The 15,993-nt window shown below is 44.4% G+C and carries 18 protein-coding genes; 10 read left to right on the plus strand and 8 right to left on the minus strand.

Annotated features, from left to right (window positions below):
• Window positions 1-30: 30 nt before the first annotated feature.
• Window positions 31-2,718: a DEAD/DEAH box helicase gene (locus tag ADU37_RS03280; RefSeq protein ID WP_058947610.1), complete on the plus strand. Its 2,688-nt coding sequence runs from the start codon at window positions 31-33 to the stop codon at window positions 2,716-2,718.
• Here the strand turns inward: ADU37_RS03280 and ADU37_RS03285 are convergent.
• Genes ADU37_RS03285 through ADU37_RS03300 form a run of 4 tightly spaced genes read right to left on the minus strand, consistent with a single transcriptional unit; the run spans window position 2,696 to window position 4,490 of the window.
• A complete protein-coding gene (locus tag ADU37_RS03285; protein ID WP_058946282.1) occupies window positions 2,696-3,091 on the minus strand; it encodes a hypothetical protein in 396 nt (131 codons plus the stop codon). The two genes, ADU37_RS03280 and ADU37_RS03285, sit on opposite strands and share 23 nt — an antisense overlap.
• Complete coding sequence (locus tag ADU37_RS03290; RefSeq protein WP_058946283.1) at window positions 3,069-3,392, minus strand: hypothetical protein; 324 nt, start codon at window positions 3,390-3,392, stop codon at window positions 3,069-3,071. Before ADU37_RS03290 ends, ADU37_RS03285 begins: the two co-directional genes overlap by 23 nt.
• Window positions 3,355-4,215 carry a DNA-3-methyladenine glycosylase gene (locus ADU37_RS03295; RefSeq protein WP_203226260.1) on the minus strand — a complete coding sequence of 287 codons (861 nt, stop codon included), beginning with the start codon at window positions 4,213-4,215 and terminating at the stop codon, window positions 3,355-3,357. The genes ADU37_RS03290 and ADU37_RS03295 overlap by 38 nt, the downstream gene beginning before the upstream one ends.
• Complete coding sequence (locus ADU37_RS03300) at window positions 4,203-4,490, minus strand: hypothetical protein (RefSeq protein ID WP_058946284.1); 288 nt, start codon at window positions 4,488-4,490, stop codon at window positions 4,203-4,205. Before ADU37_RS03300 ends, ADU37_RS03295 begins: the two co-directional genes overlap by 13 nt.
• Before the next feature lie 93 nt (window positions 4,491-4,583).
• Here ADU37_RS03300 and ADU37_RS03305 point away from each other — a divergent pair, with 93 nt between their 5' ends.
• The 5 genes from ADU37_RS03305 to ADU37_RS03325 all read left to right on the plus strand — a co-directional run bounded on the left by ADU37_RS03305 (window position 4,584) and on the right by ADU37_RS03325 (window position 9,490).
• Complete coding sequence (locus tag ADU37_RS03305) at window positions 4,584-5,939, plus strand: nodulation protein NfeD (RefSeq protein ID WP_058946285.1); 1,356 nt, start codon at window positions 4,584-4,586, stop codon at window positions 5,937-5,939.
• A gap of 1 nt (window position 5,940) precedes the next feature.
• Window positions 5,941-6,738: a slipin family protein gene (locus ADU37_RS03310; RefSeq protein WP_058946286.1), complete on the plus strand. Its 798-nt coding sequence runs from the start codon at window positions 5,941-5,943 to the stop codon at window positions 6,736-6,738.
• A 71-nt stretch (window positions 6,739-6,809) separates the two neighbouring features.
• Window positions 6,810-7,643 carry a cell division ATPase MinD gene (gene minD, locus ADU37_RS03315; RefSeq protein WP_058946287.1) on the plus strand — a complete coding sequence of 278 codons (834 nt, stop codon included), beginning with the start codon at window positions 6,810-6,812 and terminating at the stop codon, window positions 7,641-7,643.
• The gene (locus tag ADU37_RS03320) at window positions 7,640-7,882 is read left to right on the plus strand and encodes a hypothetical protein (RefSeq protein ID WP_058946288.1); all 243 of its coding nucleotides are present in this window, start codon (window positions 7,640-7,642) and stop codon (window positions 7,880-7,882) included. The genes minD and ADU37_RS03320 overlap by 4 nt, the downstream gene beginning before the upstream one ends.
• 96 nt (window positions 7,883-7,978) lie before the next feature.
• The gene (locus tag ADU37_RS03325) at window positions 7,979-9,490 is read left to right on the plus strand and encodes an AMP phosphorylase (RefSeq protein WP_058946289.1); all 1,512 of its coding nucleotides are present in this window, start codon (window positions 7,979-7,981) and stop codon (window positions 9,488-9,490) included.
• Here ADU37_RS03325 and ADU37_RS03330 read toward each other — a convergent pair.
• Window positions 9,487-9,867 carry a DUF2095 family protein gene (locus ADU37_RS03330; RefSeq protein WP_058946290.1) on the minus strand — a complete coding sequence of 127 codons (381 nt, stop codon included), beginning with the start codon at window positions 9,865-9,867 and terminating at the stop codon, window positions 9,487-9,489. The two genes, ADU37_RS03325 and ADU37_RS03330, sit on opposite strands and share 4 nt — an antisense overlap.
• A gap of 101 nt (window positions 9,868-9,968) precedes the next feature.
• On the opposite strand from ADU37_RS03330, the gene ADU37_RS03335 reads away from it, so the two are divergent.
• The 3 genes from ADU37_RS03335 to ADU37_RS03345 all read left to right on the plus strand — a co-directional run bounded on the left by ADU37_RS03335 (window position 9,969) and on the right by ADU37_RS03345 (window position 12,083).
• The gene (locus ADU37_RS03335) at window positions 9,969-10,430 is read left to right on the plus strand and encodes a DUF123 domain-containing protein (protein ID WP_058946291.1); all 462 of its coding nucleotides are present in this window, start codon (window positions 9,969-9,971) and stop codon (window positions 10,428-10,430) included.
• The gene (locus tag ADU37_RS03340) at window positions 10,408-11,175 is read left to right on the plus strand and encodes a geranylgeranylglyceryl/heptaprenylglyceryl phosphate synthase (RefSeq protein ID WP_058946292.1); all 768 of its coding nucleotides are present in this window, start codon (window positions 10,408-10,410) and stop codon (window positions 11,173-11,175) included. The genes ADU37_RS03335 and ADU37_RS03340 overlap by 23 nt, the downstream gene beginning before the upstream one ends.
• Window positions 11,176-11,240: 65 nt before the next feature.
• Complete coding sequence (locus ADU37_RS03345; RefSeq protein WP_058946293.1) at window positions 11,241-12,083, plus strand: M55 family metallopeptidase; 843 nt, start codon at window positions 11,241-11,243, stop codon at window positions 12,081-12,083.
• Here the strand turns inward: ADU37_RS03345 and ADU37_RS03350 are convergent.
• The 3 genes from ADU37_RS03350 to ADU37_RS03360 all read right to left on the minus strand — a co-directional run bounded on the left by ADU37_RS03350 (window position 12,080) and on the right by ADU37_RS03360 (window position 15,490).
• Complete coding sequence (locus ADU37_RS03350) at window positions 12,080-12,319, minus strand: hypothetical protein (RefSeq protein WP_058946294.1); 240 nt, start codon at window positions 12,317-12,319, stop codon at window positions 12,080-12,082. The two genes, ADU37_RS03345 and ADU37_RS03350, sit on opposite strands and share 4 nt — an antisense overlap.
• A 200-nt stretch (window positions 12,320-12,519) precedes the next feature.
• Window positions 12,520-13,122 (minus strand): DUF257 family protein, encoded by a 603-nt coding sequence (locus tag ADU37_RS03355; protein ID WP_058946295.1) that lies wholly within the window; start codon window positions 13,120-13,122, stop codon window positions 12,520-12,522.
• Window positions 13,123-13,174: 52 nt separating this feature from the next.
• Entirely contained in the window at window positions 13,175-15,490 is a 2,316-nt protein-coding gene (locus ADU37_RS03360) for a DEAD/DEAH box helicase (RefSeq protein WP_058946296.1), read from the minus strand.
• Between the two features lie 88 nt (window positions 15,491-15,578).
• On the opposite strand from ADU37_RS03360, the gene ADU37_RS03365 reads away from it, so the two are divergent.
• On the plus strand, window positions 15,579-15,941 hold the full coding sequence (locus tag ADU37_RS03365; RefSeq protein WP_058946297.1) for a DUF134 domain-containing protein: 363 nt from the start codon (window positions 15,579-15,581) through the stop codon (window positions 15,939-15,941).
• Window positions 15,942-15,993: the final 52 nt, after the last annotated feature.

Below are 15,993 nucleotides of genomic sequence, written 5' to 3' on the forward strand. Positions count from 1 at the left end.
TTTAACCAAAAACCAAAAATTATTCTTGTCATGTTGGGCATCTTTGAGGGATTAAAAAGCGAGATTATAGCAATCAAGGAGTTTAAGCCTAAGCGGGGTAAATACGGCTCTTTTGAGTTTAAAAACCCTGAAGTGAACAAGTTAGTTGAAGAAATGGGCTTTAAGCTTTACAAGCATCAGGTTGATGCCTTGAAAGCCCTCTATTCTGGTGAGAACATAGTGGTGACAACCCCAACCGCCTCCGGCAAAAGCGAAATTTTTAGACTGGCTATATTTGACAACTATCTCTCAAATCCCCAAGACACGTATCTCCTCATCTATCCAACGAGGGCATTAATAAACAACCAATACGAAAAGTTCAGCATTGAGAACTTCCACTTTTTCCAGCTTACAGGAAAAATTGTTAGTGCAAGAATTCTAACGGGCGATGTTGAGTGGAGCGAGAGGAGGAGGCTCATTAAAGAAAAGCCGAGGGTTGTTTTCACGACTCCGGATATGCTGCACTACAACATTCTAAGGAACAGAAAAGATTACGAGTGGCTTTTAAGAAACGTGAGGTACCTCGTAGTTGATGAACTTCACATTTACAGAGGTGTTTTCGGAACTAACGCCGCTTATGTTTTTAAACGGCTTCTCAAGGCGCTGGAGAGATATGGAAGGAGACTACAAATAATAGCCCTCTCAGCAACACTGAGGAATCCAAAAGAGTTTGCGGAAATCTTTTTTGGAAAGCCCTTTGAATCTATCACAAAACCTGCGAACCCCTTTCCAAAACGATACCTCGTGATGTTCGAGCCAAGAAGGCTCAATGAGATGCAGCTTTTAAGGGCAATCGTCGAAAAGCTGGCTGAGAAGGGAATTAAAACCCTTGTTTTCTTTGATTCGAGAAAGGGAACTGAAAAGCTTATGCGATTCCTCTTGACATCTCCAGCGGTTTACAGAACAACCACCTATAAAGGCACCCTTCCAAAGAATATCCGCTGGGAAATCGAGAGGGACTTTAAGGAGGGAAAACTTCTCGTGCTTTTAACAACAAACGCTCTGGAGCTTGGAATTGACATAGGCGACCTAGATGCCGTTGTAAACTATGGAATACCACCTGATGGGCTGTTCTCCCTTATCCAGCGCTTCGGAAGGGCAGGAAGAAAACGGGAAAGGGAAGCCATAAATGCAATCGTTTTAAGAAAAAACGGCCTAGACTATTACTATAAGGAGCACGTTGAGGAGCTGGTAGAAAAACTTGAGAAAGGGATAATCGAGTACATGCCCATAAACCTCAAAAACCGACTCGTTGTGAAAAAGCACCTCCACTACCTCTTGAGTGAGCTCAAGATTCTTGATTGGGACGAGCTGAACGAGTTTGAGAAGGAGATCGCCATGGACCTCGTGGATGAGAAAAAAGCAAAGCTCTACGATAATCCAATTACGGGTAAAAGGGAAATCCGCATCCTGAGGCCGGCTTTTAATTACTCCTCTATAAGAACGGCAAGCGATGAGAGCTACTTTTTGATTCTTGACGAGCCTTGGATAAGGTACAAACTTCTGGAAAAGTCCAGTGTAAGGGACTTAATCCGACTTACAAACTGGCTCAAGCTTAGGGGGTATGTAATAGAGGAAGTAGATAAGCCTGAATACTACAGGTCGCTCTTGCCGGGAATGGCGTATTTCTCAAGGGGAGAGCTTTATATTGCAAAGGACAAACTGAGCCTTGGAAAGTTTCATTTTATCTTCGCCTCTCCACTCAACAAGTTCTGGGAAGTTGATACGTTCCCCTCGAAGAGAGAAGAGGTAGAGGTTCTTAAGATCTATGACAAAAAGGAGTACAAGGGTGTGGAGATATATCTCGGTCGGTTGAGGGTAAAGCACCATTATTGGGGGTTTGCCGTCAAAGGAAAAGATACGCCTCTGTACCTTCAAGAGTTGTTGAAGCTCAAGGAAGAGGGGATTCTGAAGGGGGAGCTTTATTCTCCAATGCTGGAGCTCAAAGAGAGTACCGAGGTTGATGAGGAGTGGAGCATTCTTAGCTGGGAGAAGTTTGCGAAGGTTGAGTTTGATGAGCCTTTCACGTGGGAGTTTGAAACCGATGGAATCTGGCTTGTATTTCCAGAGAAGATTAGGGAGATTGCAAATGAGGAGTTTGGGGAGTTCTTTAAAATTGCTATGGAGAAGGGATATGAAGATATTGCCCTTAGTCTTTACGAGCGCTTGGACAGGAAGTATCTTTTTCCTGAACTTTTGGGAGCAACGAGTCACTACCTAAGAAACTACATCAAAGAGAGCCTAAAAAATTCAAAGATTGAAGATGAAGAGCTCGCTTTTGCAGTAAAGAAGATGGTGGACAGCAAAGATGGCATCGGGAGTGGGCTTCATGCAATAGAGCACAACATGATTAAAATCGCCCCAATTTTCACCTATGTGGACAGCAGGGAGCTCGGTGGTTATAGCTATGAAAGTTTTCCAACTCCTCCCTTTGTGGGCAAGCCCGTAGTGTTCATATACGATGGAAACGAAGGCGGCTTTGGACTGGCGGAAATTCTCTATGAAAACTCTGAAAAGCTCATGGAAAAGAGCTTCGAGCATCTGAAGAAGTGCGAGTGCAAAGATGGCTGCCCTCTGTGTGTTTATTCGCCAAAGTGCGGCACTTTTAACGAGTTTCTTGACAAATGGCAGGCTATAAGGGTTTGGGAAAAACTCCTTAGCGAAGATAGTACTGAATAAGCCCCCTTAGCTCCGGATTCCGCTCTATTTTCTTTCTTAAAAAGCGCTTCAACTGGGAGTTTTCTGCGAGAAGGGCGTTAAGCTCAATAGCCAAAATCTTGTTGTCTTCACTGACTCCGTAAGCTTTGTACCTTAACGGTGCCCACTCCCTCTCAAGCTTACCAACTTTTTTCTCAAGCTCCCTGACTTCATTTTCCAGTCTTTCGACGTCCTCTTCTGGCTCTTTAAAGCTCTCGGAGAGTACTATTTCGAGGATTCTACCCTCGCTAACGTTATAGCGCTTACTGAGTCTTTTTATCCTCTCTGCCAGTTCACTGGGGACTTCAACTTCAATTCTTCCAAGACCCCTTTTAGGTTTGATTATTACTCTCACGTTTTTTCCCCTCCAGCTCCTTTTTAAGCTCCTCGTTCTCCTTTCTCAGCTTTTCTCTAATGCTCATCATAAGCTCTTTATCCCTCAGAGCCTTTTCATAGAAAGCCCTAAGGTCTTCCAACTCATCCTCGATTTCCTTCAGCTTTTCTTCAAGCTTTGCCTTTTTCTCAAGGAGAAATGCCTCTCTCTCAGCCTGCAGGGTTTTCTCAGCTTTGGCGAGGTTCTTTTCTATCAGTTCCAGGATATCCAGTTCTTTTAGTTTTCTAAATCTTTTTCCTTCTACCTTTATTTCTATTGGCATTTTTCATCATCTCGGTCTTCCTGTCATAGCAGAGAATATAAAAAGCAAGCAGGGACTTCCATTTTCCATACGGCTCGATGATTTCTCTCACATCCCTCTCTTTTACCTCTCTGGGGTTCAGATTAAATATCTTCGCTATTCCCCTCCTCAGTCCCAAATCTCCCGCAGGATATGTGTTCTTCCCAAGGCCATAGGCCAAGAAGAGCTCGGCACTCCATTTTCCAATGCCCCTGAATTTTGTGAGGTATTTTATCGCCTCCTCCTCGTTGAGCTTCTCAAGATCCAAGCTTAAGTTCCCCTTGACGTACTCTTCTGTAAGGGATTTTATGTAAGCTGTCCTATAGCCGAGCTTGGTCTCTTTGAGCTCTTCGTCACTTAGGTTTAAGATGTCCTCCGGCTTTGGGAAGAGGTAAAGGTCTCCAACCTTTCTCCCCGCGAGCTTTACAAGGTTGTTAATTGTTCTCATGGCAAATTCAAAGCTCACCTGCTGCTGGGCTATTACCTCCACGAGGGCCTGATATTTGTTCGGTGCCCTTGGTATGGTTAACCCATAAAACTCCTCAATTAAGAACGAAAAGTTTGAGTCCTCTATCTCTGAATAAAACTTCTCAAGGTCAATATCCAAGCCAAGAATGAATTCAAGCTTCCTTTTGGCATCTTTTCGCTCTTTTTGTGAAAAATATTCTGGAAAATAGAAGTTCTCTCCGTCAAAACCAACTACACCATTCTCTAGCGCTTGTTTGAAGACTCCATTCTCAAACTTCCAGGTGCCGTTTTTTATCATCTCGTGGGCTACCTTCTTGAGGTCGATCACTTCAACCATCTGTCCAGCTTAACGGGGTTTTCCTTTATATCCTTTAGCGTGGATACATAGAGCCTCTTTCCATCCACGGAACGGTGAATTTCAAGTTCCCCTACCTCTTCCAGAAAACGCATGATTTCCTTAACGTCTTTCTCCCTTATTCCAAAGTTTTCTCTTAAGAAATCCCAGTAAGGTTCTGTATGGGAGTATTTGGCCACCTTTCTAATTATGCTCCAAGCGGCCTTGATTTTCTCTTCTCCTTTGGATAGTTTAAACTTTCTCATCTCCTCTTTCATGCCCCCCCATGTAATCTTGGGTTCCATTCTTATTAACTTTTCTTGAGAAAACTTAATTAAGCTGAAGAGCCATATTTACACAAGGTGGTGGTTATGAGAAAAATCATTCTTATCTCTCTGCTTCTGCTCATATTCTTGGTCCCAGCGTTAGCTGAAGCAAAAACCGTTTATGTTGCCCAAATAAAAGGTGAGATAACTTCCTACACCTACGACCAGTTCGACAGGTATATAAGCGAGGCAGAGAAGGCAAACGCAAATGCAATAATAATTCTCCTTGACACTCCCGGCGGTAGAGCTGATGCTATGCAAAACATAATCGAGAGGATAAAATCCGCCGATGTTCCCGTTATAACCTACGTTTATCCACCTGGAGCTATGGCGGCCTCCGCTGGAACATATATTGCCTTGGGTTCACATTTAATAGCCATGGCACCCGGAACAAGCATCGGTGCATGCAGACCTATTTTAGGTTATTCTCAAAATGGAAGCATTATAGAGGCCCCCCCAAAGGTCGTTAACTTCTACGTCTCCTACATAAAAAGCCTTGCAAAGGCCAGTGGAAGAAATGAGACAGTTGCAGAAAAGTTCATAACAGAGGATTTGGCCATAGATTCCGAAGAAGCCCTAAAGTATGGAGTGATTGAGGTTATTGCAAACGATGTAGATGAACTCTTGGAAAAAGCGGATGGCATGAAAACTAAAGTTCCCGTAAGGGGAGAGTACGTAACTTTAGATCTTAAAGGAGCCGAGATTAGGTATTTAGAACCGAGTTTAAAGGATAGGGTGATAACCTACATAACCGATCCAGCGGTTGCTTACGTTCTCTTAACACTCGGCATATGGGCTCTTGTTTTAGGCTTTCTGAGTCCGGGGTGGCACGTTCCAGAAACGGCTGGAGCAATAATGATTGTCCTAGCCATAATAGGTCTTGGATACTTCGGCTACAGAAGCGCTGGTTTGCTGCTTATAATCCTTGCAGTTATATTCTTCATAGCAGAGGCATTAACACCCACGTTCGGTCTCTTTACCGTTGCTGGCTTTATAACGTTTGTTTTGGGTAGCATAATGCTCTTCAGCGGGGGTGGAGGAGTGGACTATCTGGTTTCAAGGGAAGTTTATTCCCAGATTAGATTGATAATAATAACAATCGGCGCACTGCTTTCCTTGTTTTTCGCCTTTGGAATGGCTGCAGTGATAAGGGCTCATAGAAGAAAAGCACAAACAGGGAAGGAAGAGATGATAGGCCTTTCAGGGGAAGTGGTGGAACCTTTAGTTCCAGAAGGGATGATAAAAGTGAGAGGAGAGCTTTGGAGGGCAAGAAGCAGAGATGGTGAAACAATAAATGTTGGGGAGGAAGTTAAGGTTGTTGGGATGGATGGGCTCAAACTTATCGTGGTTAGGGAAAAAGAAAAAAAGCTTGAAAAGGAAAATATTAATGAGGTGAAGTAGAATGGCCTTTGAGTGGATTGTGTATGTTATTGTTTTGGTTTTTATTTTGGTGTTTTTGGCCTCGGCCATAAGGATAGTGAAGGAATACGAGAGGGCAGTGATCTTCAGGCTTGGTAGGGTTGTCGGAGCCAGAGGACCGGGATTGTTCTTCATAATCCCAGTATTCGAAAAGGCCGTGATAGTTGATTTGAGAACTCAGGTTTTAGACGTTCCAGTTCAAGAAACAATAACAAAGGACAACGTGCCTGTCAGGGTTAATGCCGTTGTTTACTTTAGAGTGGTCGACCCGGTAAAAGCCGTTACTCAGGTTAAGAACTTTATCATGGCAACCTCTCAGATTTCCCAGACAACTCTGAGAAGTGTAATTGGTCAAGCGCACTTGGATGAGCTTCTTAGCGAGAGGGAAAAGCTCAACAGAGAACTGCAGAGGATAATTGATGAAGCCACCGATCCGTGGGGAATAAAAGTTACAGCTGTGGAGATTAAGGACGTTGAGCTTCCGGCTGGAATGCAGAGGGCAATGGCAAGACAAGCAGAAGCAGAGAGAGAAAGGAGAGCAAGAATTACACTTGCTGAGGCAGAAAGACAGGCTGCAGAAAAGCTTAGAGAAGCTGCAGAAATTATCTCCGAGCACCCAATGGCACTCCAGCTCAGGACTTTGCAGACAATAAGCGACGTAGCAGGAGACAAGAGCAATGTTATAGTTCTAACACTTCCGATGGAGATGTTGAAGCTATTCAAGAGCCTCTCTGATACAGCTGAAGTCGCAAAGAAAAAGTTAGAGGGGCAAAATGAGTAGCCTTTTTAACTGCCCTTTGATTTTTTATTTAGAGTTAACTATAAAAAGCCAGACATCAACATATGAGTCAGATGCATCGATTACAAATTTCGTACATTGAAGTTAAAGAGGGGGGAATCAAATTGGGGAGGTCTATTGTTTTTGCCTCTGGAAAAGGTGGCACGGGTAAAACCACAACACTGGCGAACGTTGGTGTCGCTTTGGCACAGTTTGGAAAGGAGGTCATAGTTATAGACGCAGATATTACAATGGCAAATCTGAGCTTAATCCTCGGTATGGAGGATATTCCAATAACCCTCCACGACGTTCTCTCGGGAGAAGCAGAGCTCAAGGACGCCATCTACGAAGGACCAGCGGGTGTTAAAGTTATTCCCGGTGGACTAAGCCTTGAAAAAATAAAGAAGGTAAAGAATCCAGAGAGATTAAAAGAGCTCATAAGGGAGATCTCATCAATGGCGGATTTTGTTTTAATCGATGCTCCTGCTGGTCTTGAGATGACCTCAATCACCGCTCTGCTCATAGGAAAGGAACTCATTTTGGTAACAAACCCGGAGATTTCCGCAATTACAGACTCCCTTAAAACGAAACTTGTAGCAGAAAAGCTTGGAACCCTTCCACTGGGGGCTGTACTGAACAGGGTAACAAACGAAAAAACAGAACTGAGCAGAGAGGATATTGAAGCCATCTTAGAAGTCCCGGTACTTGCTGTAATACCCGAAGACCCGGAAGTGAAGAGGGCAAGTGCTTATGGAATTCCATTAGTTATCAAAAATCCAATGTCTCCTGCAGCAATAGCCTATAAGCAGCTCGCCGCAAAGCTTGCGGGAGTTAAATACAAGCCTCCAGAACCAGAGAGCCCAATAAAGAGAGTTTTCAAAGCCTTATTTGGAGGGGGTAAAAGATGAACCCACTCACTTTTCTGATCATTATCCTTCTGGCTACAAATATAATATTAGCGATACTATACATAGCGGAGAGGAGATCTCCATACTATGTTGGATATGACGCAGAAACTAAGAATACCTTGAAGAGAAGGGTTACCCATCTAAAAGAAGAGCTGGAGTCGGAGTTAGTCGAGTTTGATGTTGAGGAATGGGAGAGGAGCCTTGAGGAATCCTTGGAAGAAGAGATACGGAACTTATGACCTTCTCTGTCTCTTAAATTCTTTTTGCCCTTAAGAAAAGCTTAAGTATTCTCGGGTAATATCCCTAAATCCCCACTCATTTAGGAGGGTCGAGACATGAGGGCAAAAGTGAAGATTCTGGATGTGGAGACCGGGAGATTCATGGTAGTAATCAACGAGGAAGATGCTAAGAAAGCAAAGCTTCATCCGGAGGATCTAATTAAGATAGAAACCGCAAAAAGAACGATATACGGAGAGGTGGTTATAAGCAACATGGTCCAGCCGGGAGAAATAGGAGTTACAAAAGACACGATGTCCTTTTATGCCTTCTCTGAAGGAGAAATTGTAAACGTAGTCCCTGCAGGAACTCCGGAAAGCGTGAGATATATTAAGAAGAAGATGGACGGTCAAAAGCTTAAGAAGGTTGAAATAGAGGCTATTGTTAAAGACATCGTCGACAGAAAACTTAGGGACATAGAAATAAGTTCTTTTGTGACTGCTCTCGAGATAAACGGGCTTGATATGGACGAGATTGCGTGGCTTACAATGGCAATGGCAGAGACTGGAGATATGTTAGATATAGATAGAAAGCCGATTATGGATGTCCACAGCATAGGTGGAGTTCCCGGAAACAAGACAAACGTGCTTGTAGTGCCGATAGTTGCCGCAGCCGGCTTAACAATTCCCAAAACTTCTTCAAGGGCAATAACAAGTGCCGCCGGAACTGCTGATGTGGTGGAAGTTCTCGCTCCGGTGACTCACTCATTGGACGAGATAAAGAGGATCGTGGAAAAAATTGGTGCTTGTCTGGTCTGGGGTGGGGCCCTTAACTTGGCCCCCGCCGATGACCTAACAATTAAAGCCGAAAGGGCCTTAAGCATTGACCCAAGGGGGCTTATGCTTGCGAGCATAATGTCGAAGAAGTACGCCATAGGTTCTCAATACGTTCTCATAGACATACCAACGGGAGAGGGAGTGAAGGTTGAGACCATAGAAGAGGCAAGGTCTCTGGCAAAAGACTTCATAGAGCTGGGAAAGAGACTCGGTCAATATGTGGAAATAGCGATTACTTATGGAGGCCAGCCCATAGGACACACAGTTGGCCCTGCGCTTGAGGCTAAAGAGGCCTTAGAGACCATAATGACAGGCAAAGGCCCGGGGAGTCTGGTGGAGAAGGCCACGGGCTTAGCGGGGATTCTGCTTGAGATGGGTGGAGTAGCGCCGGCAGGAATGGGCAAAAAGATGGCAAAAGAAATCCTCGAGAGCGGAAAAGCTTACGAAAAGCTAAAGGAGATAATAGCCGAGCAGGGTGGAGATCCAAATATAAAGCCGGAAGATATTCCAATAGGCGACAAAACCTACACCTTTGTAGCTCAAACCTCTGGATATGTAACAAGGATCGACAACAAGGCAATAACGACAATAGCAAGAGCCGCTGGAGCTCCGGAAGACAAAGGTGCCGGAATTCTGCTCCACGTCAAAGTTGGGGAGAAAGTGAAGGAAGGGGATCCCCTCTTTACGATACATGCAGAAAGCGAAGTTAGGCTCGACCAGGCAATAATCCAAGCAAGGAGAATGGAGCCGATAAGGATAGAAGGAATGGTGCTCCAGAGAATCGGAAACATCTAACGTTTTCTATGCCTCTCGTACCATCCCCACTCTTTTTTGGTTCCAAAGCTTCTTACCCCTTCTTTCACAAGCTTTATCCTGAGTTCTTTGGCCAATTCAGGAGTTATCTCGCCGTGCTCCTCCATCCAGTTGATAATTTCCAATGCCTCCTCATCGGTCTCGCATCTTCTTATGAAGTCAATAACCGTAGGATTGTACCCGGAAAAATCCATCAATTCTTCCTCTTCTTCCTCTTCCACTCTATAGCCTTCGATAACAAGACCGGGCTCTTCTTCAAGTTCTTTAGCTAAGTGGGGGTATTTTTTCTCAAATTCTTCCTTATCATATTCCTGCCAAGGAAATTCATCAATAGGACGCTTTTTCTTTTTGTCCACCATACTGGGCACCTCTTTTCAAACTTTATTCCGCTGGTCCACTTTATATACTTTGTTGACCTGTGTTTCAAAGCCCTTATATATTCTCCTGCAGAGTTCCAAACATGAAGGGCTCCTATCTTCTTGTAATCTATTTGGAAAGAGATGTAAACATAGGAACAAAAGCCCGAGAGTTTCGTTTGAAGAAAGGGTATTACATTTACGTTGGCTCTGCGATGAACTCCCTCGAAAAAAGGGTTGCAAGACATTTCAGAAAGAAAAAACGTCTTCACTGGCATATTGACTTTCTTCTCCAAAAAGCACAGCTTTTGGAGGCTTATCTAATACCCAGCGAGGAAAGACTGGAGGAGGAACTTTCCCGCATTTTGGAAAAAGTTTTTCAGGGGGTTGAAGGTTTTGGGGCGAGTGATGTTAAAGTAAAAACAAATTTATACTACTCCGCAACTCCTCCAGATGGAACAATGTGTAACATCTTAAACTCAAGAAACCTTAGGTGGAAAAGAGTTAAAAGTTCCGAAGGGATTATGGATTGGAGGGAAGAGAATGCTGAGGATAGGAAAAGTTGAATCTTACATTCACGAGAAGCTCGAGAAAGAAAAACTTCACTTTGTTCTCCTAGACCCAGATGATGTTTCTCCCGAAACTGCCGGAGAGCTTGCTAAAATAAGCGAAGAACTTGGCGTGGATGCAATAATGGTTGGGGGTTCAACCGGGGCAGAGGGAGAAATTCTTGATGAGGTCGTTAAGTCGATAAAGGAGAGCTCCAGCTTACCTGTGATACTCTTTCCGGGTTCACATGGCGGAATAAGCAAATACGCGGATGCCATATTCTTTATGAGCCTTCTAAATTCGCGAAATCCTTTTTTCATTACCGGAGCCCAGGCGCTTGGAGCTTTTACGGTAAAACGCTATGGAATTGAGCCGATACCGATGGCATATCTCATCGTTGAGCCGGGTGAAACAGTTGGATGGGTAAGTGATTCCAAGCCGATTCCAAGGCACAAACCAAAGATAGCCGCCGCTTATGCATTAGCTGGCCAGTATATGGGGATGAGACTTGTTTACCTTGAAGCGGGAAGCGGTGCTCCAGAGCATGTGCCGAATGAGATGATTAAAGCCGTCAAAGCTGTCATTGAAGTTCCTCTCATCGTTGGAGGGGGCATAAGGAGCTACGAAGATGCAAGAGAGGTTGCCCGGAGCGGTGCGGACATAATCGTTACTGGCACAGCGATAGAGAAAGCGGGCTCTCTGGAAGAGGCAAGGAAAAGACTTGAAAGAATAATCAGGGGAGTTAAAGAAATTAAACCGTGATAAGTCTTTCTTCTTTTTTGGAAACCTATTTAAGCAACAGGTTGAATTTTAAGTTGGGTGATATTATGAAGGCCTTTATTTCCGTCGATTTGGAAGGTATGCCTTTCGTTGTAAGTTTGGAGCACTTGGTAGAGAAGGGTGCTCTCTATAATGAAGCCCGAAAAATAGCCACAGAAATAACTTTAACCGCTGCAGATGCCCTTCACAGAGCTGGTTTTGAGGAGATAATAATAGCCGACAGCCACGGCCCGATGGTAAACCTCCTCCCGGAGGAGCTCCCCGATTATGCTTACCTCGTCAGAGGATATCCAAGGCCGATGGCCATGATTGCCGGAGCAGAGGGATGTGATGTTGCACTGTTTTTGGGCTACCACGCAAAGGCCGGAACGGCATATGGTATCTTTGACCACACCTACAGCGGTGCAAGCGTTGGTAAGCTTGAGCTAAACGGCATTGAGGTCAGCGAATTCCTTCTCAACGGATACGCGGTTGGTCACTATGATATTCCCGTAATCCTTGTTGGAGGAGACAAGAAACTTCTTGAAGACGACGTGGAGAAATTCACACCATGGGCTGAGAGAGTGGTATTTAAGGAGGCGTTCTCAAGGTATTCCGCCATAAGTCCAAGCATGAAGAAAATTAAAAGGAATCTTGAAGAGGCAGTCCTTAGGGCCGTTGAAAAATACAAAAACGGAGAAACGAAGCCCCTAAAACTTGACTATCCCGTTAGGGTGAGGCTCACCTACAACAACAGCGGCATGGCAGATGTAGGAGAGCTTCTACCGGGGGCAAGAAGGATAGATGGAAAAACGGTGGAGTTTGAAGCAAGGGACATCATCGAGGCATACAAGGTATTCCAATTGTTAGTGTTTGCCGCCACGGGAGTTACCTCACTCTTGAGACGTTAAGCCTCACTCAAGACTTTAAAGCTGACCTTTCCCTCCCTTACTATCTTTTTGATGTCTTCAAGGAGCTTTTGAACGTTCTCTTCTGCAACCTCCATTCTTATTTCACTAATACCTTTGCTCGTGGGGGGCAGGAAGTGTATGTCCTTAATCTTTCCCCTAACCTCATTTAAAATTTTGGTCAAAATTTTTCCCCTTTTCTCATAGGGCAATTTTATGTCCAGTTCAACAATTTTCATAGCTGTCACCATTTTATTTTAGAAAAGAAACCATATATAACCTTTTTCATGAGCCAGAGGTATGAAGCTTTTGACGGTTTATTCCTCCCGGTTATGAGAAAATTTTTGATTTTTTCATCCAACTATCAATGCCCCGGAGAAACCGCGGGGGATGAGCGAGGGGCGAGCTGTGATTCCCCTTCGCTCCTCCGGGGCACACTTTAAATGTTGAGTGGCTTAAGAAGGTTTATCCTGAAGCCATCCTTCTCCTCGATTGAAACAACTGCTGTTGAAATCTCCTCCATGATAGGTAAAACTTCCGTAGCCGCTGATTTTATCAAATCTGCGTTGATGAAGTAGAAGGCAATCCTCTTTTTGTTTCCGAGATACTTCAGCACTCCGTATATACTGGGAATGAAATCTTTTCTCTCGCTGTGGAGGATGAAAAGCTTATCAAAACCCAGCACGAGGTTTATCATTTTCTCTTCGGGCAGTTTTTCAAAGATTTTATCGTATTCTCTTTCCAAAATTGTGCTCTCGGTTATTGGGACTCTTCCCAAGACTTTCCCTATGTTTATGGCTCCTCCAATCTTTATTACGTTAAGGTCGTTGAGAAGAGAGGTATCTATTCCAGCAATCTCCATCTGAGCTCTGTACATGTGAAGCGTGTCCAGAAAGTCATCTACAAGAACCGGGTAGTTATTCTCCCTGCTCCATTTTACAAGTTCGTGGAAGAGCAGATAAATCGGAGCTTTTGAAGAGTACTCCACTAAAACGGTTTCGCCAAATTTTAGTTTTTCCAGTATAGAAAGAAAGTTGTGCACGGCGGCACCCCCGTTTGTGATTTTTCTATTGGTTTAGATAATTTTGGAAATCTTATATATTTTTCTCTTCCTCCTCTTCGTATGGGGCTGTTATGACTTTTCTTATCTCTCTGGCGATTTTTTCTCCAATTCCCTCCACCTGCATTAACTCGCTCTCTTTTGCCGTGAAAACCCTCTCCACGCTCCCGAAATGCCTGAGGAGTCTTCTCGCTAAGGTTGCCGATACATAGGGGAGTCCCTCAACGATTAGCCTCTGCCTTTCAGCTAATGTTAAGGCCTTCTTCTCACTTCTAACGGCTATTTCCTTCTTTCTCTCCTCCTGTTCGCGCTTGGCTATGAGATAAATGTAGCTGGCAACTTCACCCGAATCTTTGGCGAAAAGAACTGGGATCCCCCAGTCTACAGTTAAAGCAGCCAGGGCACCTCTAATGGCATTGGGGTGCACGTTCCTAATTCCGTAGAGTTCTCCTTCGATAATAATGACCGGTCGGGGATAGGTTTCTTTTAAACGCTTTGCCTGGTCAAAAAGCCTTCCGTCTATTATTGACTGGATAAAATCATCGGCGGCTTTTCTCTCTATAGCAACATCTTCACTCACTATGTAGTCCCCAACGTCGAGGGTTTTAACTTCCAAATGAGCACCAAGCTCCTTTAGTATCTTTGGAACCTGGCTCTTGAGCTCGCGCGAATCAACATAGACTACAATTCCTTTCGGTTTTTTCACAAAAATTGGCTTTATGGGAAGCTTTTCGTACACATCTTTCTCTGGCTCTTCCCTCTTTTCGACAACTTCCTCAGCTTTTTCCTCCTTCTCCTTCGACTTTACAAAACCTAAGAGGGAAGCCTGTTTTTCCTTTTTAACCATATGCTCCACCTTCTCTAAGAGAGAAATCATCTGTTTCTCCTTATGGCGGGAACTCCAGTAGTAAGCTTCATCTCTCGTTCCCTTTGCCATTAATATAACAACTCTACCCGGCCTGTGTCTTCCGGTTCTTCCCCTTCTCTGGATGCTTCTTATAGCAGAGGGGACTGGTTCATAAAAAATAACCAGATCCACTTCGGGAACGTCAAGACCTTCTTCTCCAACGCTTGTGGCAACGAGAACGTTGAATTCTCCCTGAGAAAAAAGATCTAAAATTTGCTTTTGTTTCTTTTGGCTTAAGCCCCTGTCGTTTTCTTTATTTGCCTGCCCCACAAAACGCATGCTCTTTATTTGCTCCTGAAGGAGCTCTTTTACGATCTTTTTTGCAGTTTCCCTGTAGTTTGTGAAGACGATTATCTTTGAGGTAGGTTTTTTGCTTAGCTGCTCTTTAATCAGCTCTTTTGTCTTGTCTAACTTTGGATGGTCAATTCCCAGTTCCTTTGCTTGGACGAGAAGTGCTATCGCCTTTTTCATCCTTTGATCCTGCATCAGCTCCTTCGTCGACTTTGTCTTTCCCCTCTTGGCCTCTTCATAGAGCTTCTTGAGATAAGCCCTCAGGGCGGACAACCCTTGAGTTTCGAGAAGTTCTATTGCATGATGGAGCTTCAGGGCCTTTGCTTGGTAAAAGATGAGTTTTCCTACATCATAGCTGCCCTTTGCCATCTCGGCGTTTATTATCTGTCCCGCTTTGAGGATTTCTTTTTTCGGAACATCTGGGGAAGCGCTCTCTACAAGACCTGCCTCAGCCAAAGGCTTCAACGAATCTTTGAGCATTTCCCTTAGAATTTTTCTAACTTCTTTGTAAATCCCCGGCAGCTCAACTTTAACCCATTCAAACTTTATCCCTTGGACGTAAGGTCTAACATCGGGAGAGTTCTCGGTTCTAACCTCAATGTGCTCTATGAAGAGGTTCCTAACGATTTCCTCAATCTTGGCCTCGTCACTCCCAGGAGAAGCTGTAAGACCCAGAATTAGGGGATGCTTTGCCTGCCTCATGTATTCTTTGGCTATGTAAACATAGGCATACTCCCCCACTGCCCTATGGGCCTCATCAAAGACGAGCAGAACAACGTCTTCAAGGCTTATCCTCCCAACAACAAGGTCGTTTTCTATCGTTTGGGGAGTGGCGGTGATGATAATGCTTTTCTTCCATATTTCCTCTCTTCTCTCCGGCGGGATTTCACCAGTCAAGGTGTTTATCTTCTCCTCAGGGAGGTCAAAAAGTCTCAAAAAGCTTTCTCTATGTTGCAAAGCGAGGGGTTTTGTTGGTGCGAGCATCAGAACTTTCCCGCCGTATTTAGATAAGCGATAGTCGGCTATCATCTGAGCTATCAAAGTTTTCCCTAACCCAGTCGGCAGAACGACTAAGCTGTTTTTGTCTTTGCATTTCGCGTAAATTACTTCTTGATAAACCCTCGGCTGGATGAGCTCTCTTCGCAGGTACATTGGTCTATATTTTGTTAAATAGGTTTATAAAAGCGCCGTCGCACAAAACCTAAAAAGGGGAAACCCAAACTGTAATTTAGGTGTTGAAATGCCACGCGGGATGGGATGGGGGAGAGGGAGAAGGCGAAAAATGCGATTTATAGGATTTATCCCCGAGGTTAGGCATTTCTACCCAGCTAAGCCACCTTTTGGCCCTCCGCAGCCTCCGATTTTCATGACCTATGAAGAGTTTGAGGCCTTAAGGCTGGTGGATTATGAAGGACTAACTCAAGAGGAAGCCGGGCAGAGAATGGGTGTCTCAAGAGGAACAGTATGGAGGGCTTTAAGTTCTGCAAGAAAAAAGGTGGCCCAAATGCTTGTTGAGGGGAGGGAGTTAATAATCCTGGCCCAGGGAAATGAAATTCCTGGGTCATCTCAGGAGCCAGAGGTTACCGATGAAGACTCGTTTTAGCCCTTCTTTTCCGGCGATTGTATAAACCCTTTCCATCCCTTACTAGTGGTTG

Source organism: Thermococcus sp. 2319x1, assembly GCF_001484685.1.
In the GTDB taxonomy this organism is placed as follows: Archaea; Methanobacteriota_B; Thermococci; order Thermococcales; family Thermococcaceae; genus Thermococcus_A.